Consider the following 23,615-nt stretch of genomic DNA (forward strand, 5'->3'; position numbering starts at 1 on the left):
TTCAGGCTCCCGTGACCCTGGCGAGGGTCTCGATCTCGTCCAGGGCGGCGACGAGTTCCGGTGCCACCGCCGACTGGACCCAGCGTTCCTTCTCGCCGTCGACCGCCCGGGGGACGGTCTCGGTGAGCATGATCAGGTAGAGGTAGGCGCGGTAGAGGGCCAGGCGCAGCCGGGCCGGGACGTCGAACTCGGCCCGGCCGCCCGCCTCCCGGTAGCCCGCGAGGAACGCCTCGTCCTTCTCGATGTCGCCGAGCAGCGCCAGGGAGACGAAGTCGGCGAGGGGGTCGCCCCAGAACATCCGCTCCCCGTCGATGAGCCCGCCGATGCGAAGCTCCCCGTCGGCCGGGCGGTGCAGCAGGATGTTCCCGTCCCACAGGTCGAAGTGGACCAGGGCGGGAACCGTGACCTCGTCGAGGGCGGGGAAGCCGGCCCGGAGTGTGCCGGCCACCTGGTCGACGGGGCGCGGCAGCCGCGCCTCGTAGTCCCGGGCGTCGTCCAGGATCGCCTCGGTCATGGCGGTGAACGCGGTCCGCCAGTCGGGGGCGAGCGGGCCGAGGGCGCCGGAGGGGTAGCCGAAGCCGGGCCCGGTCACCGTGTGCAGCCGCGCCACCTGTCGACCCAGCTCCCTTCGCAGCGGCGCCCGTTCGGCTTCGGTGACCGACGCGTCCCAGGGTTCTCCGGGACACGCCGTCATCAGCAGATGGGGTGCGGCGGTGTCCTCGCCGAGGGCCACGACGTGTGGTGCCGCGACCTCGGCCATGGCGGCCGCGCGGTAGAACTCCGCCTCGGCGAGCAGGAGTTCGCGCTCGTAGCGCAGGCCCGGGACGGTGGACGCGGGCGGGACCTTCAGGACGTGGCGGGTGCCGTCGGTGAGAAGGAGCTCCTCGACCGAGTTGTACGTGCCGCCGCTCAGCGGCCGCAGGCCGGCGAGGAGGCCGGGGTCGAGACCCGCGCCCTCCAGCACCCGCCGGGCCCGTTCCCAGGAGTCCACCAGCGTCCCGCCCCTTCTCTCACCCGGCGGCGTACACGTCCTCGATGTAGCGCCCGTCCCGCACCAGCCCGTCGAGCCACCGCTCGGCAGCCGTCTCGTCGGCGTCGGACATGTGGTCCCGGAACAGGGTACGGAATGCCTCCCGCGCGCCGGGCGCCATTCGTGATCCGTCTCCGCAGACGTACACACGAGCGCCGGCCCGGAGCCCTATGCGCTCGGTGTACTGACCACCGGCGTCCGGCCCCCGGTGGCCTCTTCTGGGTGGGCCGTCCCCCTCGGCGCCCCGAAGCGGGCCAGCGTGTGCCACACCATCTTCAGGTGCTGGAGTTCGTAGCGGCCGGTCCGGGCAGCGTCGCCGATGACGCGCGGGTCGACCAGTCCGTCCTCGGCGATGCTCGCGCCGAGGTCGGCGTACTCCTGTCCGCGGTAGTCGGCGTGACGGTGCAGTGCGGCCACGGTGATCCGGTGGCCGGGGTGCCATTCGACGGGGACGGGCAGCAGGCGTGCCGCGGCCTCGACGGGGGTGTTCCGGTAGCTCGCGTCCAGGACGAGGGCCTCCACATCGCGGGTCAGGTCGACGCCGCCGTGCACCTGGGCCTCGATGTAGTCGTCGAGGGCGTCCCGCTCGTCGGCCTCCGCGAGGGCGATCAGGGACATGCCGGCGGCTACCCCGAAATTGACCGGCTCGGCCGCGCTGTCGGGGTAGCAGAAGGTGGCCCGGGCGAGCGACGCGCCGGTCAGCCGGAAGTACGAGGAGCCGAACCGCGGGGCGGCGCCCACCACTTGACGGCGGAAGTTCAGCGCGCCGTACACGGGCCGCTCATGGGCGTCCGCGTCGTCGTAGGCGCCACCGAAGATCCGGCTCTCCCAGCGCCAGCGGTCGCCGCCGGGGTGTGCGGTCAGACCGCCGTTGCTCGTGCCGGTGACGAACTGCGAGTGGTAGACCCCGTCCCGGGCCAGTGCCTCCAGGAGGGGCAGGCCGCGCGCCAGGCGGTCCGGGTGGAAGTTCAGCGTGATGCGCACGTCCGGCTCGACGGGCGGACCCTGCGACGCCGCCGCCACATGACTCAGCGCCGCCCGCGCTCGTGCCGACCCGACTGAACTCACCGGCGCCTCCCCTCTCACGACTCACCCACGCCTCACCGGATGATCACCTGCCGAGGACGGTAACCGCACCTCATTTGCCGGAGTCCGGTCCGACCGCGAGCACGATCTTGCCCCGGTTGTCACGCCGTTCCAGCCGCTCGTGGGCGGCCCGCGCCTCTTCCAGGGCTACGACGGCCTCGATCGGCACGCGGTAGCCGCCGGCGGCGACCCGCTCGGCCAGTTCTCGCAGGTCGGGGCGCGGGTCATAGCCGTGGATCTGCAGGTTGGTGAGCTGGAAGCCGAGGATCGAGGCGTTCTTGGGATAGAAGTCCCGGGTGTCGACGGTGCTCGGTTCCAGGGCGACGTTGGCCAGGGCCACGACCCGGCCGCCGTGGCCCACTTCACGCAGGCTGCGCCCGAAAGCCCCGCCGCCGACCGTGTCCAGTACGACGTCGGCGCCCCGGCCGTCGGTGAGCCGCAGCACCTCCTCGACCTCGGCGTCGTCGGGGTGGGCGGAGGTGTCGACGGTGACGTCGGCTCCGAACTCCCCCGCCCAGGCGGCCTTCTCGGCCGAACCCGCGAGGGCGATGACCCGCGCCCCGGCCTCCGCGGCGATCTGCACGGCCGCCGTGCCGACACCGCTCGCCGCCGCCTTCACCACGACGGTGTCGTCCTTGGTGACGCGGGCGAGACGGCGCAGGCAGTACCAGGCACTGAGCCAGGCGACCGGCAGCACGGCCGCCCGGGTCAGGTCCACGGCGTCGGGGAGCACGACCATGTGGGTGGCGGGGACGGCGGCCAACTCGGCGTAGAAGCCTGATGACGTGCCGCCGTCCAGGCCCATGACCCGCTGTCCCGGCGCGAAGCCGGTCACCCCCTCCCCCACCTCGACGACGACTCCCGCCGCCTCGGCGCCCGGGACGAGTGGGGGCCGTCCGGCGCGGTGGTAGAGGCCCGCGCGGAGAAGGGCGTCCGCCCGGTTCACCCCGGCCGCGACGATCCGTACCAGCACCTCTCCGGGGCCGGGCACCGGGTCGGGTACGTCGACCGGCACCAGTACCTCCGGTCCGCCGAAGCTGTCGATCCGCACCGCACGCATACCGCACCTGCTCTCTGCCCGGCCTCCCGAGCGACTGACACCGGTTGAAGTGGTGTCACTCTCCGACACCCCTTCAATCGGTGTCAAGGGGGTTCGCGCCGCCATCCGACACCACATGAACCGGTGTACTCTCGACGGCATGACCGGCAGCCCCGCCCCCGCCGACCCGGCCCTCGCGTTCCCGTTCATCGGCGGCCGCCCCTGCCTGGACTTCGCGGCCACCCTCGGCAAACGGCACGCCACTCCGGTGGAGCGGCTCCCCGACACCGCCGCGCTCGCCCGCTGGTTCACCGAGGCCGAGCTGACGACCGACGAGGGCCAGGTGCGGGTCACCTCGCGCGACCTGACGGAGGCCCGTCTCCTGCGCGAGGCTCTGTACTGCCTGGTCCGCGCCGCGATGGCCGGGCGGGAGCCGGAGCCGTCCGACGTGGAGCGGGTCAACGCGGCCGCCGCCCAGCCGGACCTCGCCCCCCAGCTCGGCCCGGCCCGCTGGACGGCGCGCAGTCCGGCCCGTGCGGCCCTGGCGACGGTGGCGCGGGACGCCGTGCTACTGGTGCGGGGTCCGCTCCTGGAGCGGGTCAAGGAGTGCGAGAACCCGAACTGTTCGCTGCTCTTCCTGGACGACTCACAGGCCCGGCGCCGCCGTTGGTGCTCGATGGACCGCTGCGGCAACCTCGCGAAGATCGCCGGTTACCGCTCCCGCAGCCGGGCCGCCACCACCCGGTGAAGGCGGGTCCCCGGGATGTCGTCACGCCCGGGTGCGACCGTGCAGGGGGTGGCCGGCGGGGTCAGGATGGTGGAGGGCCGTATCCAGGTAGTCGAGGTGGCGCCGGGTGTCCGCCGTCACTGCCCCGGGTCCTTGCTGTGGGCCGGCCGCAGCCCACAATGGGGGCACGCTTGCGGACCGTCACCGTCCGTAAAGGAGTGCACCGGACGCCTACATGGAGGAGGAACACACTGAGGATGCGAGAGGTACGCGAGGGGACGGCGTCCCTGGTGCGGTTCGTGAAACGGCGCCGGGACCCCGTGATCGTGCAGACACTGCGGTCGGCGGCCGCGGCGACGATCGCCTACGTCATCGCCCTGCGGCTCAGTCCCGAGGCGGCCCCGCTCACCGCGCCCCTGACCGCGCTGCTCGTCGTCCAGGTCACCCTCTACTCCACGCTCACCACCGGCATCCGCCGGGTGAACTCGGTGGTCACCGGTGTCCTCGTCGCCATCGCCTTCAGCCTGCTGGTGGGCCTGACCTGGTGGAGCCTCGGTCTGCTGATCGTGGCGTCGCTGGTGGTCGGACGGCTGGTGCGGGTCGAGGAGTTCGTGCCCGAAGTGGCGATCAGCGCGATGCTGGTGCTCGGGGTGACGAGCGTCGGGGACACCGCCTGGGCCCGGGTCGTGGAGACGCTGATCGGCGCGGTCGTGGGCCTGGCCTGCAATCTGCTGCTCGCTCCCCCGGTGTGGGTGGACGAGGCCGGCGAGTCGATCGAGGGGCTGGCCCGCCGACTGCGGAAGCTGATGCTGCGGATGGGTGAGGAGGCCGCGGGCCGTACGCCCGTGGAACTGGCGACGGCCCGGCTGTACGAGGCGCGGGAGCTCGACCACGACATCGTCGAGGTGGACGCCGCCCTCCGGCAGGCCGAGGACAGCCTCAAGCTGAACCCCAGGGTGAAGGAGGGCCTGCTGCACCGGGTGGTGCTGCGCACCGGCCTGGACACCCTGGAGATCTGCACGGTCGTGCTGCGGGTCCTCGCCCGTACCCTCACCGACCTGGCCAAGGAACGCGACCCCTTCGCCGACGAGCCGTTTCCGCTCGACGAGGACCAGACTCCCGAGCCCCTGTTCGGGCCGGAGACCGGTCGGACCGTGGAACAGCTGCTGTCCGAGATCGGCGACGCCGTGGTCAGCTTCGCGGTGCTGGTCACCACCCATGTGAGTGTGAGCGCCGAGTCCGCGGAGGCCCGGCTCACCGCCGAGCTGCGCCAGGCCTCGGCGACCCGCGACAAGCTGGCCCAACTGCTGCTGGAGGAGATCCAGCGGGACTACCGCCAATGGCAGCTGCACGGGGCCGTGCTCACCGAGGTCAACCGCATCCTCGACGAGCTGGACACCGAGCACCGCTCCCGCCGTCTGCTGGAGGAGCTGGACCGCGCGTCGCAGGAGCAGCGCGAGCGGATGCCGCACCTGACCCGGATGCAGGAACGCTGGCGCAGGAACCGCTCGGCACTCTCCGCTCGTTCCAGGTGACACAGGCACACATGACCATCACAGGGGGCAGCCGATGACCGACACCAGCGTGCGGATCGACGGGAACACACTACGACTGCCGGGCGGCGCGGCGGTGCGTTTCGTCCGCACCCTGCGGCTGCCCGAGACGGGCACGCATCCGCTGCCGCCGGGGCTCGGCGAGTTCCCCGTGCGTCGCGTCTCGGACTACCCGGACACCGTGCCGGAGCAGTGGCGGGCCCGCGGCGGGGTGATGCTGCCGGTGTATCTGCGCGAGGCCATGTGGCTGAGCTTCGGGAGCACCGTCGAGCCCGCCGCCCTCCAGGTGGGGGTGGGCAAGGTGTGCGCGGTCTCCGGGAAGCCGTGGAGCGACCGACTCGCCCGTGACCCGCAGAACTACGTGGTGCTGCCCCGCCAGCCCTGGCTGGACGGCATCAACTCCGGCGAGGGGACGGTCCGCCAGTTCGTGGCGGTGCCGCTCGGGCTGGGCGCGACCGTCGAGGGGCAGGTCACGGGCGAGGAGGTCTGGGGCGGCGTACAGCTGCAGTCCTTCCGGCTGGTCGAGGAGCGTCTGAGCGAGTGGCGGCAGGCGCAGCAGCGGATGCGGTCGGCGAGCGGGCCCGCCATGGGCTACGGCGCCGCCGTGCCCATGGCGATGGCCGCGCCGGCCGCTCCGGCGGCGGCGCCCCGCAGCGCCCCCTCGATGGGGCTAGGCGTCGGCGGTTCCCTGCGCCAGGAGGTCTACCGGGACGACCGGCCGCTCTCGGACTGGGCGGACACACCGGCCGGGCGGGTCTTCGTGCATCTGGTGACACCGCCCGAGTGGCGCCGCATCACCGGCGAGGCTCCCCCGCCGTCCCCCGTGGACCGGGCGGCCTACACCAGGGCGGGGCTGCCCTGGTTCGACTACTACGACCAGGACGCGCAGGACCTCGCCCCGACGGACGCGCTGGAGGGCGTGAAACCGGTGGGCGACTGGCTCGGTGACGATCACGAGCCCTGGCAGCAGCCCGCCTCGCACCAGGTCGAGCCGCTGGGGGACGCGCCGGGCAAGCCGGTCGAGGACGGCGACTGGTAGGGGGCGGCGGGGCTCGGGTTGCACCGGCCGGGCGGTCCGGGTGAAGGTGGTCGTCCAGGCCCGAGACCATCGATCACCCGGGGTGCGCAGGGATGAGCAGTGCGAACGGCGGCTGGAGCAGGCGCCGTTTCGTCGGCGTCCTCGCGGGTGCGGGCTCGGGGCTCGTCGGCTGCTCGACGTCCTCCGGTCCTTCGTCGGCGTCGGCGCCCTCCAAGCCCCCCGCCTCCTCCGGGTCCGCCTCTCCGAGCCGGACGAGAACACCGTCCGCCCCGGCTCCGACCGGTCCCCGCCCCCTGTATCTCGGCACCTACACGTCCGTCGAGGGCGGCGGCACCGGGATCGGCATCGCCGCCTACGACGCCGACAGCGGCCGGATCACCGGCAAGGGCACGATCACCGGGGTCACCAACCCGTCGTATCTCGCGGTGCATCCCGACGGCCGCACGCTGTACGCGGTCGCCGAACGGGACGCCGGCGCGGTGACCGCCGTACGCCTGTCCGACCGCAAGGTGCTGGGGAGCCGGAGCACCGGTGGGGCGGGGCCGTGTCATCTGTCGGTGCATCCGGGCGGGCGCTGGCTGCTCAGCGCGAACTACGGCTCCGGCAGTGTGGCCGTGCATCCGATCGACCCCTCGGGTGCGCTCGGCGCGCTCAGAGACTCGGTCACGCACTCCAGTCCTGCGCCCGGGCCCGGCCAGGAGGGGCCGCACGCCCACCAGTTCCTCACCAGTCCCGACGGCGGCCATGTGCTCGCCGTCGACCTGGGCACCGACACCGTCTACAGCTACCGCCTCGACGAACGGACCGGCGCGCTCCAGGAGGTCTCGCGGGCCCGGACCCGGGCGGGCGCCGGACCACGTCATCTCACCTTCCATCCGGGGGGCCGGTACGCCTATCTCGCCAACGAGGTCGACAACACGGTGGCGGTCTGCGCGTACGACCGCAAGACGGGTCGCGTCTCCGTCGGAGCGCCGCAGTCCACGGGGACGGGCTCGGGCACGAACTACCCGGCGCAGTTCCTGGTCACCGCCAACGGCTCGTACGCCTATCTCGCCAACCGGGGCGACAACAGCCTCACGCGGTACGCCGTCGAGGGGGGCGGCGCCCGGCTGAGGCTGCTCGACACCGTGCCGGTGCACGGTGACTTCCCGCGGCAGATCGCCTTCTCCCCCGACGGCAGGCTGCTCTTCGCGGCGAATCAGAGGTCCGGCACCGTCAGCGTCTTCCGCGTGGACTCGACCAGCGGCGACCTGCGACTCGCCGGAGAGCCGTTCGCCTCACCCGTCGCCGTCTGCGCGCTGCCGCTGTAGAGCACGCGGACAGGACGCGGCGCTCGCCTGAGTGAGCAGCACGTGCATGCGCTCGGTCAGCCGCGCCACGTCGTCGGCGGGCGCGTGGAAGGGCAGACGTACGTCGCCGTGGGCGCGGGCGCGCTCGATGCGCAGGGTCAGTCCGTGCCGGTCCACGGCGAGCGGCTGGACGCGGACCGCGCCGTGCAGGCTGTCGGGGTCGACGAGCCTCGTGAGCCGCTCGATCGCGTCGGGGTGGCAGTCGGCGAGATGGGTGAGCAGCCGGGCCTCGGCCGTGGCGAGCGGGTCGGGTGCGGCGGCGGCGAACTCGTCGAGGTCGACGACCACCGCGCCCGACGGCCGGCGCAGCACCACGCGCGTGGCCTCGAACTCCAGCCGGCCGTCCCTGGCGGCGAACCAGCCGGCGATCCACAGCCGGGCGCGGATACGGCTGCGCAGGGGGACAGGTGCCACGTCGGCGAACTCCAGGACGGCGGAGGGCTCGCCGCGGGGCGCACAGATCGCGGCGGCGACCAGGGTGCTGCCCTCGGGCACCTCCAGCGTCACCCGCCCGTCCTCGGCGACGGTGTGCGCGCCGACGAACTCCTCGCGGCCGCCCTCGGCGGTCACCGCGCAGGACCACGAGGCGGCGAGCACCGACCGGGCGTGTTCCGCCGCGGAAGGCGCGGCCGTCCAGGTTTGGCTGTCACCCATCCATTGCCTCCTAAGGTAAGCCTTGCCTAACTTAGCGAAGATCGGCGACGAAGCCAACCGCGAACCCGTGGCGGAGGCGTGAATTCCGGTCAGGGCCTGAGAACGCCGAGCAGGGCCCGTGCGCACAGGTCGCGCACCTGTTCCCGGGAGAGGTCCGAGCCCCTCAGCCACTCCAGGCAGACGGCCGTGGTGAAGGCCAGCCAGCCGCGGACGGCCAGCTGAAGATCGGGGCGCTCCTGCGCCTGGGCGCCGAACTCCGGATCCGCGGCCAGCGCCGCCAGGATCTGCCGCTCCTGTGCGGCCAGCGCCCGCTGATAGACCCGGCGCACGGCCTGGTCCCCGGCGGCGTCGGCGCGATGGAAGGCACGGAAGCCGTGGGCGTGGGTGTGGACGTACTCCAGATACGTGTCCAGCCCCGCTGTCAGCTGCTCGCGCACCGGGACGCCGGGCACGGCCGCGGTCATGGCCAGCATCCGCTCGCTCTCGCGCTCGACGACCGCCGCGAAGAAGTCCTGCTTCGTCGAGAAGTAGTGGTAGAGCAGCCCGCGCGAGACGCCGGCGATCTCGGCGACCTGCTCGATCCACACGTCGTCGTACGGGCTCTCCGAGAACAGCCTCGCCCCCACCGTCAGGAGCTGCTCCCGGCGCTCCTCGGTGCTGAGCCTGCGGCGCGTGCGCTCGCCCTGCTTCCCGGCCATGCCCGCACTTTACTTGACGCCGGTTCAACAACGGGATCAGACTGAGGCGCGTTATTGAACCCAAGTACAACGCGTTCAACTGCCGCTGGATCAAGGGAGATCTCGTCATGGCGGAGACGACGACGGCCACCCGGCCGACGGGATTTCGCAGCGCCGAGCTGGGCTGGCCCGACCTTCACCGCATTCCGCATCCGCCGCGTCGGCTCCCCCTGCTCGGCGACGTGCTGGGCGTCGACCGGGCCACCCCGCTCCAGGACTCGCTGCGCTTCGCCCGCCGGCTGGGGCCGATCTTCCGGCGCAGGGCGTTCAACCGGGAGTTCGTGTTCACCTGGGGCGCCGAACTCGTGGCGGACCTGGCGGACGAGTCGCGGTTCGCCAAGCACGTCGGCCTCGGAGTCGCCAATCTGCGGCCGGTCGCCGGCGACGGGCTCTTCACCGCGTACAACCACGAGCCGAACTGGCAGCTGGCCCACGACGTGCTGGCACCGGGCTTCAGCCGGGAGGCGATGGCGGCCTACCACCCGATGATGCTGGCCGTGGCCGGTCGGCTGACAGACCACTGGGACCGCGAACAGACGGCGGGCCGGTCGGTGGACGTCCCCGGCGACATGACCAAGCTGACCCTGGAGACCATCGCGCGGACCGGGTTCGGGCACGACTTCGGCTCCTTCGAACGGGACCGGCCGCACCCCTTCGTGACGGCGATGGTCGGCACCCTGACCTACGCGCAGCGCCTCAACTCCGTGCCGTTCCCCGCTCTGGTCCGGCGCGCCGCGCAGCGCAACGCGGACGACATCGCCTACCTCAACCGGATGGTCGACGACCTGGTCCGGGCCCGGCGCGGGGCGAGCGGGGACGGCGATCTGCTGGACCGGATGCTGGAGACGGCCCACCCGGAGACCGGTGAGCGGCTGTCGCCGGAGAACGTCCGCCGGCAGGTCATCACCTTCCTGGTGGCCGGCCACGAGACGACGTCGGGCGCGCTCTCCTTCGCCCTGCACTACCTCTCCCGCCACCCCGAGGTCGCGGCACGCGCGCGTGACGAGGTGGACCGCGTGTGGGGTGCCACCGGCGCGCCGGAGTACGACCAGGTGGCGAAGCTGCGGTATGTGCGCCGGGTGCTGGACGAGTCGCTGCGGCTGTGGCCGACTGCGCCCGCGTTCGCCCGGGAGGCGGTCGAGGACACCGTGCTGGCCGGGCAGCACCCGATGCGCCGCGGGGCGTGGACGCTGGTGCTCACGCCGATGCTGCAGCGCGATCCCGAGGTGTGGGGCGCCGACGCCGAGCGGTTCGACCCGGACCGCTTCGACCCCAAGGCCGTACGGTCGCGTCCCCCGCATGTCTTCAAGCCGTTCGGCACCGGGGCGCGGGCCTGCATCGGGCGCCAGTTCGCGCTGCACGAAGCCACGCTGGTGCTCGGTCTGCTGCTGCGCCGCTACGAGCTGCGGGCCGACCCCGGCTACCGGCTCAGCGTGACCGAGCGGCTGACGCTGATGCCGGAGGGGCTTCGGCTGCACCTGGAACGGCGGGCGGGCCGTGTCACCGTGGCCGCCCCCGAGGCGGATCCCGACGAGGCCCCGGTTCCGGCCTCCGAGTCAGGCTGTCCAGTGCACAGGGCGGGTGACTGACTCCGGCAGCCGGGTGCCGGCGCTGCCCCTTGCCGCGTTCAGCTGGGGCTGGGTGAGGAAGAACGCGCCGGTCAGGTCCGCGTCCGTCAGGTCGGCGTCGCGCAGGTCGGCGCCGATCAGATCCGCGCCGCGCAGGTCGGCGCCGGTGAGGTCGGCCGCTATGAGGTAGGCACCGCGGAGACTGGCGCCGCGCAGGTCGACGCCCTTGAGACGGGCACCCATCAGGTCGGCGCCCCGGCGGTTCTTCTTCTTGCTCCCGCCGCCGAGGCCGGCCCGCACCAGCTCACTGGTGCGCAGCAGGAGGACGTTGACCTGCTGCCGGTGCGCGGGGACGTCCAGAGCGGCGAGCTCTTCGGCGGTCCCCCGAGTGAGTGCCTCGGTCCGCTCCAGCATGCGGCGCAGGTCGGCGTGGACCGGGCGGGCGGCGGACAGGGTGAGCGCCTCGGTGAGGTACCAGAGCAGTTCGTGGAGCTGGCGCACGACCGGGAAGACGTCGAACATCCGGCGGGCGTCCGCACGCGGGCCGTCACGCCAGTCCCGGCCGCCGAAGGTGACCTGCGAGACCTTCTGCCCGGCGCCGAAGCAGTCGTAGACCGTGCATCCGGTGTAGCCCTTGTCCCGCAGCCTGGCGTGGATGCCGCACCGGTGGTCGTCCCGGAGGTTGGGGCAGGGCGTGCCGGCCGGCTTGTCACGGGCGAAGTCCGCGGAGGCGGCGAAGGGCAGGGCGACACAGCACAGGCCGAAGCACCGCGCGCAGTCGCCCCTGAGGTCGATCATCTGTTCTGACATCGCGGCCAGCCTAACGGGCCCCGGGGACCGGTCGACCTGACAGGAACTCACCGACGCGTTTCCGGCGATGTGGGGGTCTCCTCATCCAACGGAAAACAAACTCCGCTACCACAGAGACACCGGCCGACCGAGGCAGGAGCCGAACGCATCGAGGAGGCGTCATGTGCAGCCACCAGCCCCCGTGCCCCACCGTCGACAGCCCCGACCACCACACCGCGGTGATCGTCTCGGCCCATCCCGAACAGGGCTGGAGCCTGCTGTGCAACGGCACCGTCGTCTTCGACGACACCGGTGAGCTCCTCCCGGACGGACGGGTCGTGAGTCCGCACCGCACGTCCGGGGCGCCGACCGTGGCGGCCTGAGCCGGCGGGCGATGTCCGGCAGGTCGAGCCGGGCGAGGCCTTCGGGGCCGGCCAGGAGGTGCAGGGCGACGATCCTGCCCTTTCCGTTGACCAGGGCGAGACGGGCGCAGTCGGCGACTGCCGGAGTCCGGTGGCCTGTTCGGCCAAGGCCCACGCACCGCGGACGCTCCTGGAGGCCGGCGCCCCGGGTGCGTTCCACGACCGGCGGGCTTCCTGTTCCGGGTCGGCCGGGGACAGGGGCGTGCTCACGGGGTCGGGCACGAAGGTGTCACAGCGGGCGGCGTGCTAGCGCAGCCGGTCGAGGCAGACCCGGCCGACGACCGTGACGAGCCGGCCGTGCGGATCCGGAAGTTCGCCGGGGGCGTTGCGGCTCAGGCCGGTCCATGCCCCCTGAGTAGGTCAATAACGTTGCGCCTTCGCCAGCTTGGGCGTCAGCACCGGGTCGGCGGGCTTGCGGCTGACGGCGACGGGCTGGGCCTTCTCCCCCGGCTTCAGGTCCTCGGCGCCGACGTACCGGGTCTCCACCACCTTGCCCGACGAGTCCAGGAAGTCGACCTGGACGGCGTACGAGGCGGTCGCGTCGGTCTTGTTGGTGATGGTGACGACGACGGCGAGCAGGCCGCCGGTCTCGGAGCGCGGCTTGCCGGTCATGGTGACGTCGGACATCGCGTTGCCCTGTCCGTCGACCTTGGCGAGCTCGGTCCGCGCGGCCTTGTCGGCACGCTCCACCTCCGCCGAGACGGAAGCCTCGAAGGAGGAGGCGGCGGCCGAGGCGGACGCGGCCCGCTTCGAGGCCTCGGCCCGCACCGAGGCCTCGACGGACGCGAGCGCGGAGGCCGCGTTGCCGGAGAAGGACGCCGTGTCCGGTGACGTGGGCGTGGCGGAGGACGTCGACGAGCCGTCGGAGTCGTCGTCGCAGGCCACCAGGGTGAACGCGCTCGCGGCGGCCAGGACCAGGGCGAGGGCGGCGATCCGGGACCGTCCGTGGGGTGACGGTGTGCTCATCGACTGACGTCCTCTCGACTCCGGCGTCGACACTTGACCGAAATGAACCCTATGCCGGAATGGAGAGTGAGGCATGTCGTCGCCCACCCACGGGCCACCCGGGCTGTCAGGCCTCGTCGCGGGCGAGGGAGAGCAGCCGGTCCAGGACGCGGGGGCCGCCCGCGCGGACGCCGTCGTGCTCGAACTCGTCCGTCACCCAGGTGCGCAGACCGCGGATCGCGCGGGCGGTCCGCAGGGAGTGGGCCGTGTCGACGTACATGTCGTCGTGATAGACGGCGGCGGCGACCGGGACCTCGTTGGCGGCGAGACGGGCCGGGTCGTACAGGGGCTGCCAGTCGGTGCGGGCGGCGAGGAGTTCGGCGGTCTCGCGCAGCGGCCGCAGGGCCGGGTCGCAGTCGAACAGCCAGGGGTGGATGGTCTCACCGGTGAACAGCAGAGGCTCGTCGCCGGCAAGAGACTTGGCCGCGTCGAACTGCGGGAACTCGGCGCGCACCCGTTCGGCCGCCCAGGCGGTGGGCCGCTCGTCCTGGCCGTAGGTGGCCTCGTGGACGAGGGCGTACAGCGGGTGAGGGGCGTACGAGAGGAGGCCCTGGACCTCTTCCTGGAAGGCGTCGGAGAGCTCCGGGCCCTGCGGGGTGCGGACGAAGGCGTGCTCCAGGAGGAAGTGGAGGCGGTGGCTGCCCTCGCTGCCGCCCAGGAGGATGCCGAGCGACTGGAAGGCCTCGACGGTCAGCCGGTAGCCGTTCGGCAGGGTCACGTCGTGGGTGAGGAGGTGGTCGGCGATACGGCGGGCCCGCTCGACGTCCTGCGGATAGCGGGCGTAGTGCGCGGTGACCTTGCGTTCCACGCGCGGGTAGGCGGCCCGGTAGACGTCGTCGGCGTGGGCGTCGAGGGAGGGCAGGCCGCCGGTGATGAGGGCGGCGGCGAGACCCTCGGGGGCGAGGGACAGATAGGTCGTCGCGCAGAAGCCGCCGAAGCTCTGGCCGAGGACGGTCCAGGGGGCGCCGCCGGTGACCTGGGCACGGATGGCCTCGCAGTCGCGGACGATGGAGTCGGCGCGGAAGCGGGCCAGGTAGTCGGCCTGCTCGGCGGGGCCGCCACGCAGCGGGAGGGTCTGGCGGTTTGCGGGACTGGAGTGGCCGGTGCCGCGCTGGTCGAGCAGGAGGACGCGGAACTCCTTCAGCGCGCGGCCGAACCAGGCACCCTTGCCGACGAAACGGTTCGCCCCGAAGCCGGGGCCGCCCTGGAGGTAGACCAGCCACGGCAGGTTCTGGCCCACCTTGTCGCTCGCCACGGCCTCGCGGGCGTAGAGCTCGATCGTCTCCCCGGCCGGGTCGTCGTGGTCGAGCGGGACGGTGAAGCGGCGGTCGGTGAGGACGAGGCCGGGCTGGCGGTAGGTCGCGGACAACAGGGCTCCCGGGACGGACGGATTCTTCAGGGCGCGTCCCAGTTCAGCACATGTTCGTCCGCCGTCGGACCCCTTCGATCATGAAATCTTACTGACTCACGGGTCAGCGGGCGGCCAGGCTGGAGCGCCGCACCACCAGTTCGGGCTGGAGCACCACCCGGCGGTGGTCGTGCCGCTTGCCGGTGGTCTCCGCCTCCGTCTCCTCCAGAAGCAGTTCGGCGGCCAGGGCGCCCATGGTGACCGCGGGCTGCCGGACCGAGGTGAGCGGGACGGCCGCGGCGGCGGCGAACTCGATGTCGTCGTAGCCGACGATGGCGAGGTCGTCGGGGACCGTGATGCCGGCCGCGTACATGGCCTGCAGGACGCCGAGGGCGAGCAGGTCGTTGGCGCAGAACACAGCGGTCGGGCGGTCGGCGAGGCCGAGGAGACGGGCGCCGGCGTCCCGGCCCGCGGCCACGTCGAGCCGTTCGGTGGGCAGCTCGCGCAGGTGGTCGGGGCCCAGGCCCGCCTCGGCGAGTGCGTTCAGGGCGCCGGTGCGGCGGTCGCGGACCTGGTTGAGGCCGGGCGGGCCGCTGACGTAGGCGATGGAGCGGTGCCCGGCGTCCACGAGGTGGCGTACGGCGAGCGCGCCGCCGGCCACGTCGTCGACGGAGACCGAGCACTCGGTGGTGCCCTCGGCGACCCGGTCGACGAGGACGAAGGGGATGCCGTGGCGGCGGAAGGAGTCGATGTTGCGCCCTGAGGCGTCGCTCGGGGTGAGCAGGACTCCGCGCACCCGCTGCTCGGCGAAGAGGGACAGGTACTCCGCCTCCTCGCTCGCGCTCTGGGCGCTGTTGCAGACCATCACGCCGAGGCCGTCCTCGCGGGCGGCCCGCTCGGCGCCGCGCGCGACGTCGACGAAGAAGGGGTTGCCCATGTCGAGCACGAGCAGGCCCATGATCCGGCTGCGGCCCGCGCGCAGCTGGCGGGCGGACTCGCTGCGGACATAGCCGAGCCGGTCTATCGCGGACAGGACGCGCGCCCGGGTCTCGGTGGCGACGGAGTCCGGACGATTGATGACGTTCGAGACCGTGCCGACGGAGACTCCGGCGGCTCGGGCGACGTCCTTGATACCCACCGACTGGGCCATCGGGCAGGGACCTCCAGGGAGACGAGGGGCGACAGGACGACCTTCACATTATCGTCGAGCCGCCCCCACACCGGTCACGATCAGGCGGGCAACGCGAAGTCGACGACGTGGAGCGCCGAGGGCGTCGTTCCGCTGGATTTCTCCTGGTACATGAACGACAGCACGTTGTCCTGTGCCACCCGCGCTTCGTCGATGACGACCTCGCCGAAGGCGTTGAGGCCGCTGCCGTCGAACAGGACCTTCCAGTCGGTGTAGCCGGACGCCTTGGAGGCGGCGGCGATCCGGCCGAACGGGAAGATAGCGTAAGCGTTGTCGTACTTGTCCAGGACCAGCTTGGTGCGCTGGCTGGAGCCGAGTACGACCGGGATCTCGGTCTTCTGCCAGGCGCCCGAGGAGTTCTTGCGGACGTGGAAGGCGCGGCCGTTGGCAGTGCGGTCGGCGACGTAGTTCGTGGTGCACTGGCCGAAGCGGCCGGGGACGTAACTGATGATCGCGTGCGGCAGGCCCGAGGAGTCCGTGGACTGGCTCTCCTGGTTCATCAGGGAGTGGTCCGGGTTCAGCACGTCGATCACCAGGCCGCTGTCGGTGACGGCGACCTTGTCGGAGCCGCCGGTGGTGCCGACGACGGTGCCGCCGTTGGTGCGCCAGGTGCGGCCACGGTCGTCGGAGTAGACGTAACCGGTGTCGTGGTTGGTGATGCCGCCGCTGGAGCACATCACGGCGCCGTTCTGCTCGCGCCAGGTGAAGAAGGAGTGCAGCCGGCCGTTCCTGTCGTAGTCGATGCCGTGCAGGTACATGTTGCGGGCCGTCGAGGAGCCGTGCTCGCTGGTGTAGGTGCCCGTCGAGCTGGACCACTCCCCGAGGTCGGTCCAGGCCGAACCGTCGTACTCCGCCAGGGCGTTGCGGCCGTTGCCGGATATCCCGCGCCGGTAGCTGAGCTGGAGCTTGCCGTCCGGGGTGGAGACGAACTGCGGGTAGGTGAACTGCGTCGTGAGGGCCACGCCGTCCAGGGTGGACTGGGGTGCGCCGAACCGGGCGGCGGTCCAGCTCAGTCCTGACGGGTTGTCCATCAGGCCGGCGACCGACTTGACGTAGGTGAAGCCGTCGCTGTGCGAGTCCATGTTGAGGTGGAGGCGGCCGTCCACCTTGGAGACGCCCATGGAGATGACGTTGTGGGAGTCGCTGGTCTTCAGGGTGTGGCCGACCTGGACGGTGGACCATGTGCTGCCGCCGAGGGCGCGGCGGCCGACGACGGCGTTCTTGTCGGCGGTGTACCAGACGGCGTACTGGTAGCCCTTGTAGGTCAGCAGGCCGTTCTTCTGGAACGAGTTGTTGTTGACGAGGCCGTCGTAGGAGACGAAGAAGACTGCCTGGCTGTCGAGCGTGGTGGTGCCGGTCCGGGTGACGGAGGGGCCGGGGTCGGCGGCGCGGGCGGTGCCGCCGGTGAGCGCGGTGGTGGACATGGCGGACACGATGGCACCTGCGAGCAGTGTGCGTCTTTTCATGGTGCGGCTCCTGCTGTCCTGATCGGGCCTGGTGGGGCTTGGTGGGGAGGCTCAGGCGAGGTGGAACACCTCGGTGAGCGGTTTCATCGCCTCGTCCGGGCGGGCTCCGTCGAGGGACTCGAAGAACTCGCCCATCTCGGCCTGCCAGCGGGCGTTGACCTCGGTGGCTTCCATACCGGCCTTGGCGGCCTCGAAGTCCTCGGTCTCCAGGTAGCCGACGAGAAGTCCGTCGTCGCGCAGGAAGAGCGAGTAGTTGTGCCAGCCGGTGGCCGAGAGTGCTTCCAGCATCTCCGGCCACACGGCGGCGTGGCGTTCGCGGTACTCGGCGATCCGGTCCTCACGGACCTTGAGGAGGAAACAGACGCGCTGCATGAAGTACCGCTCCTTCAGGGGGAGATCAGAAGTTGAACTGGTCGATGTTCTTGGCGGTGAACACGGTCGGCTTGCCGAGGTTGATCACGCCGTCCTTGCCGATGGTGTACGTGGTGCCGCCGGCCTTGAAGGTCTCGCCCTCCTTACCGGTGATCTGACCGGAGACCAGCGCGACGGCGGTCTGGGCGGCCAGCGCGCCGAGCTTCGCCGGGTCCCACAGCTCGAAGCCCTCGACGGTGCCGTTCTTGACGTACTTGCGCATGTCGTTGGGGGTGCCGAGGCCGGTCAGCTTGACCTTGCCCTTGTACTTGGAGCCGGAGAGGTACTGGGCGGCGGCCTTGATGCCGACGGTGGTCGGGGAGATGATCCCCTTCAGGTTCGGGTACTGCTGGAGCAGGCCCTGGGTCTGCTGGAAGGACTGCTGGGCGTCGTCGTTGCCGTACGCGATCTTGACGAGCTTGATGTTCTTGTACTTGTCCTGCTTCAGCTCGTCCTTCATGAAGTCGATCCAGGTGTTCTGGTTCGTCGCCGTCTGGGCGGCGGACAGGATCGCGATCTCGCCCTTGTAGCCGATCTGCTCGGCGAGCAGCTGCACCTCGGTGCGGCCGAGGTCCTCGGCGGAGGCCTGCGAGACGAAGGCGTTGCGGCAGTCGGCCTTGGTGTCGGAGTCGTAGGTGACGACCTTGATGTCGTTCTTCATGGCCTGCTTCAGCGCGGTGCACAGGGCGCCCGGGTCCTGCGCGGACACGGCCATCGCGTTCACCTGCTGCTGGGTGAGCGTGTTGACGTAGGAGACCTGGCCCGCGGTGTCGGTGGCGCTGGAGGGACCGACCTCCTTGTACTTGCTGCCCAGTTCCGTCAGCGCCTTCTCGCCGCCCTTGTCGGCGGAGGTGAAGTACGGGTTGTTGACCTGCTTGGGCAGGAACCCGACGGTCAGGCCCTTCTTGGTGGCCGCGTTCGGGTCGGCCTTGGCCGTGGAGGCCGCCGAGGCGCCCTCGTCCTGCACGTCCTTCTTGGTGGTGCCGCCGCACGCGGTGAGGGCGAGGGCGAGCGAGGTGCCGGCGGCGAGGGCCGCGCAGGAACGGCGGAGGGATGACTTGCGCATGACGGATCTTCCTTACGAGGGTGAGCGGATACGAGGTTTCCTTGGACGCCCGGACCTATGCGGTCGGGGTGGGCGCCTTGGACGCCGGTGTCGAGGCGGCCCGGCGGCCGGCCCTCGCAACCGAGATCTGCCGTGCGACCCGGGGGCCGAGCACGGAGAGGACGAGCAGAACGCCGGTGACGACGATCTGGGACTGGGCGGAGACGTCCTGGAGGCTCATCACGTTCTGCAGCGCGCCGAGGAGGAAGACTCCCGCGATCGCGCCGCCGAGCGTGCCCTTGCCGCCGTCGAAGTCGATGCCGCCCAGCAACACGGCTGCCACGACGGAGAGTTCGAGCCCGGTGGCGTTGTCGTAGCGGGCGCTTGCGTAGTGCAGGGCCCAGAAGATCCCGGTGAGGGAGGCCATCAGGCCCGTCACCGTGAACAGGATCAGCTTCTGGCGCTTGACGCGGATCCCGGCGAACCGCGCGGCCTCCTCGCTCGCGCCGGTCGCGAACACCGACCGCCCGAACGGCGTGGCGTGCAGGACGACCACGGCGATCGCGAGCAGGACGAGGAAGGGCAGGAAGGCCTGCGGGATGAACGTGTCCCCGATCCGGCCCGCCGCGAAGTCCAGGTACTGCGTGGGGAAGTCGGTCACCGCGTCGGAGCCGAGCACGATCTGTGCGATGCCCCGGTAGGCGGCGAGGGTGCCGATGGTGACGGCGAGCGAGGGCAGACCGAGCCGGGTCACGAGCAGACCGTTGACGAGTCCGCACACCACGCCGAGCACCAGGCAGATCGGGATGATCACCTCGATCGTCAGGCCCTGGTTCCACAGGGCGCCCATCACCGCGCCGGACAGGCCGGCGGTGGAGGCGACCGAGAGGTCGATCTCGCCGGAGACCACGAGCAGGGTCATCGGCAGGGCGATCAGCGCGATCGGCAGGGTGTTGCCGATCAGGAACGACAGGTTCAGCGCGTTGCCGAAGCCGTCGACCGTACCGAAGGACAGCAGGAGCACGACGATGAGCAGCGCGCCGACGACCGTGTCCCAGCGGATCGCGCGGCTGAGGGACTCAGGCATGGCGGGCGTTCCTCTTCTTCAGGGCCAAGGCCACACGCAGCGCGACGATCCGGTCGACCGCGATGGCGAGGATGAGCAGGATGCCGTTGATGGCGAGCACCCAGACCGAGCTGACGCCCAGGGCGGGCAGCACACTGTTGATGGAGGTCAGCAGCAGGGCGCCGAGCGCCGCGCCGTAGACGCTGCCGGAGCCGCCGGTGAAGACGACACCGCCGACCACGACCGCGCTGACGACGGTCAGTTCGTAGCCGGTTCCGGTCCCGGAGTCGACGTTGCCGAACCGGGCCAGGTACATCGCGCCGGCGAGGCCTGCGAGGCCCCCGCAGAACGTGTACGCGGCCAGGATCCGCTTGCGCACCGGGATGCCGGCGAGCCGTGCGGCCTCGGGGTTGGAGCCGAGCGCGTACAGCTCGCGTCCGCTGCCGAAGTGCTTGAGGTAGTAGGCGGTGGCGATGAGCACCGCCAGCGCGATCAGGGCCAGCCACGGCACCGCGGAGATGCCGCCGGAGCCGAAGTTCACGAAGCTGTCCGGGAGGTCCGCCGCCGTGATCTGGCGGGAGCCGACCCAGATGGAGTCGATGCCCCGGATGATGTAGAGCGTGCCCAGGGTGACCACGAGCGCGGGCACCTGGCCGAGGCTGACGAGCAGGCCGTTGAGCAGGCCGAAGCCGATGCCGAGCAGGACCGCGAGCACGATCGCCACGACGGGGTTGCCGCCGCCGTGCAGATAGGTGCCTGCGGCGAAGGCGCTGATGCCGAGGATGGAGCCGACCGAGAGGTCGACGTTCCTCGTGATGACGACCAGCGACTGGCCGGTGGCGACCAGCACCAGGATCGTGGCGTTCAGCAGCAGGTCCTTGATGCCCTGCTCGGTGAGGAAGTCGCTGTTCCCGATCTGGGTGACGACGATCATCACCAGGAAGACGACCAGGATGGCGAGCTCGCGCATCTTGAAGACGCGGTCGACCAGGCGGGTTCCGCTGGACTTGGGTACGTCGGTCACGGGGGCCTCGTTGGGAGTCGTCACCGTCATGCGGCGGCCCTCCCGGTGGCTGCGGCCATCACGGTTTCCTCGGTGGCGTCGGAGCGCGGGATCTCGGCGGTGAGGCGGCCCTCGTGCATCACGAGCACGCGGTCGGCCATACCGAGGATCTCGGGCAGGTCGGAGGAGATCATCAGGATGGCCACCCCGTCGGCGGCCAGCTCGCTCAGCAGCCGGTGCACCTCGGCCTTGGTGCCGACGTCGATACCGCGGGTCGGCTCGTCGACGATGAGCACCTTGGGGCCGGTGGCCAGCCACTTGGCGAGGACGACCTTCTGCTGGTTGCCGCCCGACAGGGTGTTGACGGTGTCGGCGATCCGGGCGTACTTCACCTGGAGCTTGACGGCCCAGTCGAGGGAGCGGCTGCGTTCGGCACCGCGGTCCATCAGGCCCGCCTTGACGGTCGTACGGAGTCCGGTGAGGCCGATGTTGCGCTCGATGGACATGTCCATCACGAGGCCCTGGGCGCGCCGGTCCTCGGGGACGAGGGCGAGTCCGGCGGCCATCGCGGTGGACGGGGCGCCGTTGACCAGCGCCCTGCCGTCCACGGAGACCTCGCCGGCGTCCCAGCGGTCGATGCCGAACACGGCTCGGGCGACTTCGGTACGGCCCGCTCCGACGAGTCCCGCGAGACCGACGATCTCGCCTCGCCTGACCTCGAACGAGACGTCGGTGAAGACTCCCTCCCGGGTCAGCCGGCGCACCGTGAGCGCGACCTCGCCGGGGCGTACGTCCTGCTTGGGGTAGAGCTCGTCGAGGTCGCGGCCGACCATACGGCGGACCAGGTCGTCCTCGGTCATGCCCTCGATGGGCTCGCTGGCGATCAGGGCGCCGTCGCGCAGGGTGGTGACCGTCTGGCAGATCTGGAAGATCTCCTCCAGGCGGTGCGAGATGAACAGCACCGCGGCACCCTGCTCACGGAGCGCCTTGACGACGCCGAAGAGGCGGGCCACCTCGCTGCCGGTCAGGGCCGCGGTGGGCTCGTCCATGATCAGGACACGGGCCTCGAAGGACAGTGCCTTGGCGATCTCGACGATCTGCTGGTCGGCGATGGACAGACCGCGCGCCGGGCGGTCGGGGTCGAGCTCGACCCCGAGGCGCTGCATCAGGGCCAGGGTCGCGGCATGGGTGGCCTTGTGGTCGATCCGGCCGAGGGCGCGCCGGGGCTGGCGGCCCATGAAGATGTTCTCGGCGATCGACAGGTCGGGGAAGAGCGTGGGCTCCTGGTAGATCACGGCGATACCGGCGTCGCGGGCGTCGCCGGGGCCGTGGAAGACGACCGGCTCACCGTCGAGCAGTACCTGGCCGGTGTCCGGTCGGTGCACTCCGGCGAGGGTCTTGATGAGGGTCGACTTGCCCGCGCCGTTCTCGCCGGCGAGGGCATGTACCTCCCCGGGAAACAGCTCCAGGGAGACGTCCCGCAGGGCGCGAACCGCGCCGAAGGACTTCGAAATGTCCCTGAGCGCGAGAACCGGGGCCGGACCCGTGGTGGACGGGTGGGTCATTGGGGGCTCCTCGACGACGCCGGCGGGACGGCCCTCACGGCGTCGTGAAAGGTTTCAACTTGGTTGCCGGGACGTTAGGCATGGAGCGCATGTCACGTCAATGGGTTCGTGTCGAAAAACTTTCGATGAACTCAGTAACAGGGGGGTCACGAGCAACAGCCTTGGTCGCAGGGGTTGACACCCTCGCGAGGTCCCCATACTTTCCCGTCTTGAATCGTTTCATAGGGAAGCAGTTCGGAAGCCCTCAAGACCCGACGTCACAGGAGCCCTCAAGTGACCGAGCTCGCCGCGGTGAAGGCCGCTCTCAAGACCCAGGCCGTCGAGACGCCGTCGTGGGCGTACGGGAACTCGGGAACCCGCTTCAAGGTGTTCGCCCAGCAGGGTGTGCCGCGTACTCCGCAGGAGAAGCTGGAGGACGCGGCGCAGGTGCACGCGTTCACCGGGGTGGCCCCGACCGTCGCCCTGCACATCCCGTGGGACAAGGTCGAGGACTACGCCGCGCTGGCGAAGTTCGCCGAGGAGCGGGGCGTGAAGCTGGGCGCCATCAACTCCAACACCTTCCAGGACGACGACTACAAGCTGGGCAGCATCTGCCATCCGGACGCCTCGGTGCGCCGGAAGGCGCTGGATCACCTGCTGGAGTGCGTCGACATCATGGACGCCACGGGGTCCACTGACCTGAAGCTCTGGTTCGCCGACGGCACGAACTACCCGGGTCAGGACGACCTGCGGGCCCGGCAGGACCGGCTGGCCGAAGGTCTCTCCGAGGTGTACGACCGTCTGGGTGACGGACAGCGAATGCTCCTTGAGTACAAGTTCTTCGAGCCGGCGTTCTACTCGACGGACGTGCCGGACTGGGGGACGGCGTACGCCCACTGCCTGAAGCTCGGGGAGAAGGCGCAGGTCGTCGTCGACACCGGGCACCACGCTCCCGGGACCAACATCGAGTTCATCGTCACCACGCTGCTGCGGGAGGGGAAGCTCGGCGGGTTCGACTTCAACTCGCGGTTCTACGCCGACGACGACCTCATGGTGGGCGCGGCCGACCCGTTCCAGCTGTTCCGGATCATGTACGAGGTGGTGCGTGGGGGCGGGTTCTCGTCCGAGGTGGCGTTCATGCTCGACCAGTGCCACAACATCGAGGCGAAGATTCCGGCGATCATCCGGTCGGTGATGAACGTGCAGGAAGCGACGGCGAAGGCGCTGCTGGTCGACCGGGATGCCCTTGCGGTGGCTCAGCGCGAGGGGGATGTGCTGGAGGCGAATGCGGTGCTGATGGACGCGTACAACACGGATGTGCGGCCGTTGCTCGCGGAGGTCCGCGAGGAGATGGGGCTCGATGCGAACCCCATCGCTGCGTACAAGCGGTCCGGGTGGGCCGAGAAGATCGTGGCCTCGCGGGTTGGTGGGGAGCAGGCCGGTTGGGGGGCGTGAGCGTCTGCCGAGTTCCGTCGTATGCGGGGTGCGGGTCCGTTGTGGCTGGTCGCGCCCGCGCGGCGGTAGCCGCAAATTCAACACAGCCCC

Annotated in this window: 22 protein-coding genes and 1 pseudogene; 7 read left to right on the forward strand and 16 right to left on the reverse strand. The window is 71.1% G+C overall.

What is annotated here, in order from left to right; translation table 11 throughout:
- Position 1: 1 nt before the first annotated feature.
- The 4 genes and pseudogenes from D1369_RS03370 to D1369_RS03385 form a co-directional block, all read right to left on the reverse strand.
- On the reverse strand, positions 2 to 994 hold the full coding sequence (locus D1369_RS03370) for an aminoglycoside phosphotransferase family protein (RefSeq protein WP_118083112.1): 993 nt from the start codon (positions 992 to 994) through the stop codon (positions 2 to 4).
- A 16-nt stretch (positions 995 to 1,010) separates the two neighbouring features.
- Positions 1,011 to 1,196, reverse strand: a pseudogene (locus tag D1369_RS03375) (hypothetical protein); the annotation flags it as partial.
- 2 nt (positions 1,197 to 1,198) lie between these two features.
- Positions 1,199 to 2,098 carry a DUF3626 domain-containing protein gene (locus D1369_RS03380; protein ID WP_037902300.1) on the reverse strand — a complete coding sequence of 300 codons (900 nt, stop codon included), beginning with the start codon at positions 2,096 to 2,098 and terminating at the stop codon, positions 1,199 to 1,201.
- A 70-nt stretch (positions 2,099 to 2,168) separates the two neighbouring features.
- Entirely contained in the window at positions 2,169 to 3,176 is a 1,008-nt protein-coding gene (locus tag D1369_RS03385; protein ID WP_118082248.1) for a zinc-binding dehydrogenase, read from the reverse strand.
- A gap of 139 nt (positions 3,177 to 3,315) precedes the next feature.
- On the opposite strand from D1369_RS03385, the gene D1369_RS03390 reads away from it, so the two are divergent.
- From D1369_RS03390 to D1369_RS03405, 4 genes are all read left to right on the forward strand, one after another.
- Positions 3,316 to 3,903: an ABATE domain-containing protein gene (locus D1369_RS03390; RefSeq protein WP_162950995.1), complete on the forward strand. Its 588-nt coding sequence runs from the start codon at positions 3,316 to 3,318 to the stop codon at positions 3,901 to 3,903.
- Positions 3,904 to 4,139: 236 nt separating this feature from the next.
- A complete protein-coding gene (locus tag D1369_RS03395) occupies positions 4,140 to 5,417 on the forward strand; it encodes an aromatic acid exporter family protein (protein ID WP_007386549.1) in 1,278 nt (425 codons plus the stop codon).
- A gap of 34 nt (positions 5,418 to 5,451) precedes the next feature.
- Entirely contained in the window at positions 5,452 to 6,474 is a 1,023-nt protein-coding gene (locus tag D1369_RS03400; protein ID WP_007386548.1) for a hypothetical protein, read from the forward strand.
- Positions 6,475 to 6,566: 92 nt separating this feature from the next.
- Positions 6,567 to 7,784, forward strand: coding sequence for a lactonase family protein (locus tag D1369_RS03405; RefSeq protein ID WP_007386547.1), 1,218 nt, complete (start codon positions 6,567 to 6,569; stop codon positions 7,782 to 7,784).
- On the opposite strand, the gene D1369_RS03410 is transcribed toward D1369_RS03405, so the two are convergent.
- Complete coding sequence (locus D1369_RS03410) at positions 7,752 to 8,477, reverse strand: DUF2470 domain-containing protein (protein ID WP_007386546.1); 726 nt, start codon at positions 8,475 to 8,477, stop codon at positions 7,752 to 7,754. The two genes, D1369_RS03405 and D1369_RS03410, sit on opposite strands and share 33 nt — an antisense overlap.
- 89 nt (positions 8,478 to 8,566) lie before the next feature.
- On the reverse strand, positions 8,567 to 9,175 hold the full coding sequence (locus tag D1369_RS03415) for a TetR/AcrR family transcriptional regulator (protein ID WP_007386545.1): 609 nt from the start codon (positions 9,173 to 9,175) through the stop codon (positions 8,567 to 8,569).
- A gap of 107 nt (positions 9,176 to 9,282) precedes the next feature.
- On the opposite strand from D1369_RS03415, the gene D1369_RS03420 reads away from it, so the two are divergent.
- Positions 9,283 to 10,803, forward strand: coding sequence for a cytochrome P450 (locus D1369_RS03420; protein WP_007386544.1), 1,521 nt, complete (start codon positions 9,283 to 9,285; stop codon positions 10,801 to 10,803).
- Here D1369_RS03420 and D1369_RS44485 read toward each other — a convergent pair.
- The gene (locus tag D1369_RS44485; protein WP_037902296.1) at positions 10,771 to 11,592 is read right to left on the reverse strand and encodes a pentapeptide repeat-containing protein; all 822 of its coding nucleotides are present in this window, start codon (positions 11,590 to 11,592) and stop codon (positions 10,771 to 10,773) included. The two genes, D1369_RS03420 and D1369_RS44485, sit on opposite strands and share 33 nt — an antisense overlap.
- Positions 11,593 to 11,753: 161 nt before the next feature.
- Between D1369_RS44485 and D1369_RS03430 the strand changes: the two genes are divergently transcribed.
- Positions 11,754 to 11,954, forward strand: coding sequence for a DUF5999 family protein (locus D1369_RS03430; protein WP_007386542.1), 201 nt, complete (start codon positions 11,754 to 11,756; stop codon positions 11,952 to 11,954).
- Positions 11,955 to 12,353: 399 nt separating this feature from the next.
- Here D1369_RS03430 and D1369_RS03435 read toward each other — a convergent pair whose 3' ends face one another.
- From D1369_RS03435 to D1369_RS03475, 9 genes are all read right to left on the reverse strand, one after another.
- Complete coding sequence (locus D1369_RS03435) at positions 12,354 to 12,959, reverse strand: FxLYD domain-containing protein (protein WP_007386541.1); 606 nt, start codon at positions 12,957 to 12,959, stop codon at positions 12,354 to 12,356.
- Positions 12,960 to 13,065: 106 nt separating this feature from the next.
- The gene (locus D1369_RS03440) at positions 13,066 to 14,367 is read right to left on the reverse strand and encodes an alpha/beta fold hydrolase (RefSeq protein ID WP_007386540.1); all 1,302 of its coding nucleotides are present in this window, start codon (positions 14,365 to 14,367) and stop codon (positions 13,066 to 13,068) included.
- A gap of 103 nt (positions 14,368 to 14,470) precedes the next feature.
- Complete coding sequence (locus D1369_RS03445; RefSeq protein ID WP_007386539.1) at positions 14,471 to 15,496, reverse strand: LacI family DNA-binding transcriptional regulator; 1,026 nt, start codon at positions 15,494 to 15,496, stop codon at positions 14,471 to 14,473.
- 80 nt (positions 15,497 to 15,576) lie between these two features.
- Positions 15,577 to 17,001: a BNR repeat-containing protein gene (locus D1369_RS03450; protein WP_007386538.1), complete on the reverse strand. Its 1,425-nt coding sequence runs from the start codon at positions 16,999 to 17,001 to the stop codon at positions 15,577 to 15,579.
- A 51-nt stretch (positions 17,002 to 17,052) separates the two neighbouring features.
- Positions 17,053 to 17,373: an L-rhamnose mutarotase gene (locus tag D1369_RS03455; RefSeq protein ID WP_007386537.1), complete on the reverse strand. Its 321-nt coding sequence runs from the start codon at positions 17,371 to 17,373 to the stop codon at positions 17,053 to 17,055.
- A gap of 25 nt (positions 17,374 to 17,398) precedes the next feature.
- Positions 17,399 to 18,478, reverse strand: coding sequence for a rhamnose ABC transporter substrate-binding protein (gene rhaS, locus D1369_RS03460; protein WP_007386536.1), 1,080 nt, complete (start codon positions 18,476 to 18,478; stop codon positions 17,399 to 17,401).
- Positions 18,479 to 18,533: 55 nt separating this feature from the next.
- Positions 18,534 to 19,544: an ABC transporter permease gene (locus D1369_RS03465; RefSeq protein WP_007386535.1), complete on the reverse strand. Its 1,011-nt coding sequence runs from the start codon at positions 19,542 to 19,544 to the stop codon at positions 18,534 to 18,536.
- A complete protein-coding gene (locus D1369_RS03470) occupies positions 19,537 to 20,577 on the reverse strand; it encodes an ABC transporter permease (RefSeq protein ID WP_007386534.1) in 1,041 nt (346 codons plus the stop codon). The genes D1369_RS03465 and D1369_RS03470 overlap by 8 nt, the downstream gene beginning before the upstream one ends.
- On the reverse strand, positions 20,574 to 22,091 hold the full coding sequence (locus D1369_RS03475; protein ID WP_007386533.1) for a sugar ABC transporter ATP-binding protein: 1,518 nt from the start codon (positions 22,089 to 22,091) through the stop codon (positions 20,574 to 20,576). Before D1369_RS03475 ends, D1369_RS03470 begins: the two co-directional genes overlap by 4 nt.
- Before the next feature lie 273 nt (positions 22,092 to 22,364).
- Between D1369_RS03475 and rhaI the strand changes: the two genes are divergently transcribed.
- Positions 22,365 to 23,525: an L-rhamnose isomerase gene (gene rhaI / locus D1369_RS03480; RefSeq protein WP_007386532.1), complete on the forward strand. Its 1,161-nt coding sequence runs from the start codon at positions 22,365 to 22,367 to the stop codon at positions 23,523 to 23,525.
- Positions 23,526 to 23,615: the final 90 nt, after the last annotated feature.

Origin of the sequence: Streptomyces sp. CC0208, from assembly GCF_003443735.1 — a bacterium.
GTDB classification, from domain to species: Bacteria; Actinomycetota; Actinomycetes; order Streptomycetales; family Streptomycetaceae; genus Streptomyces; species Streptomyces sviceus.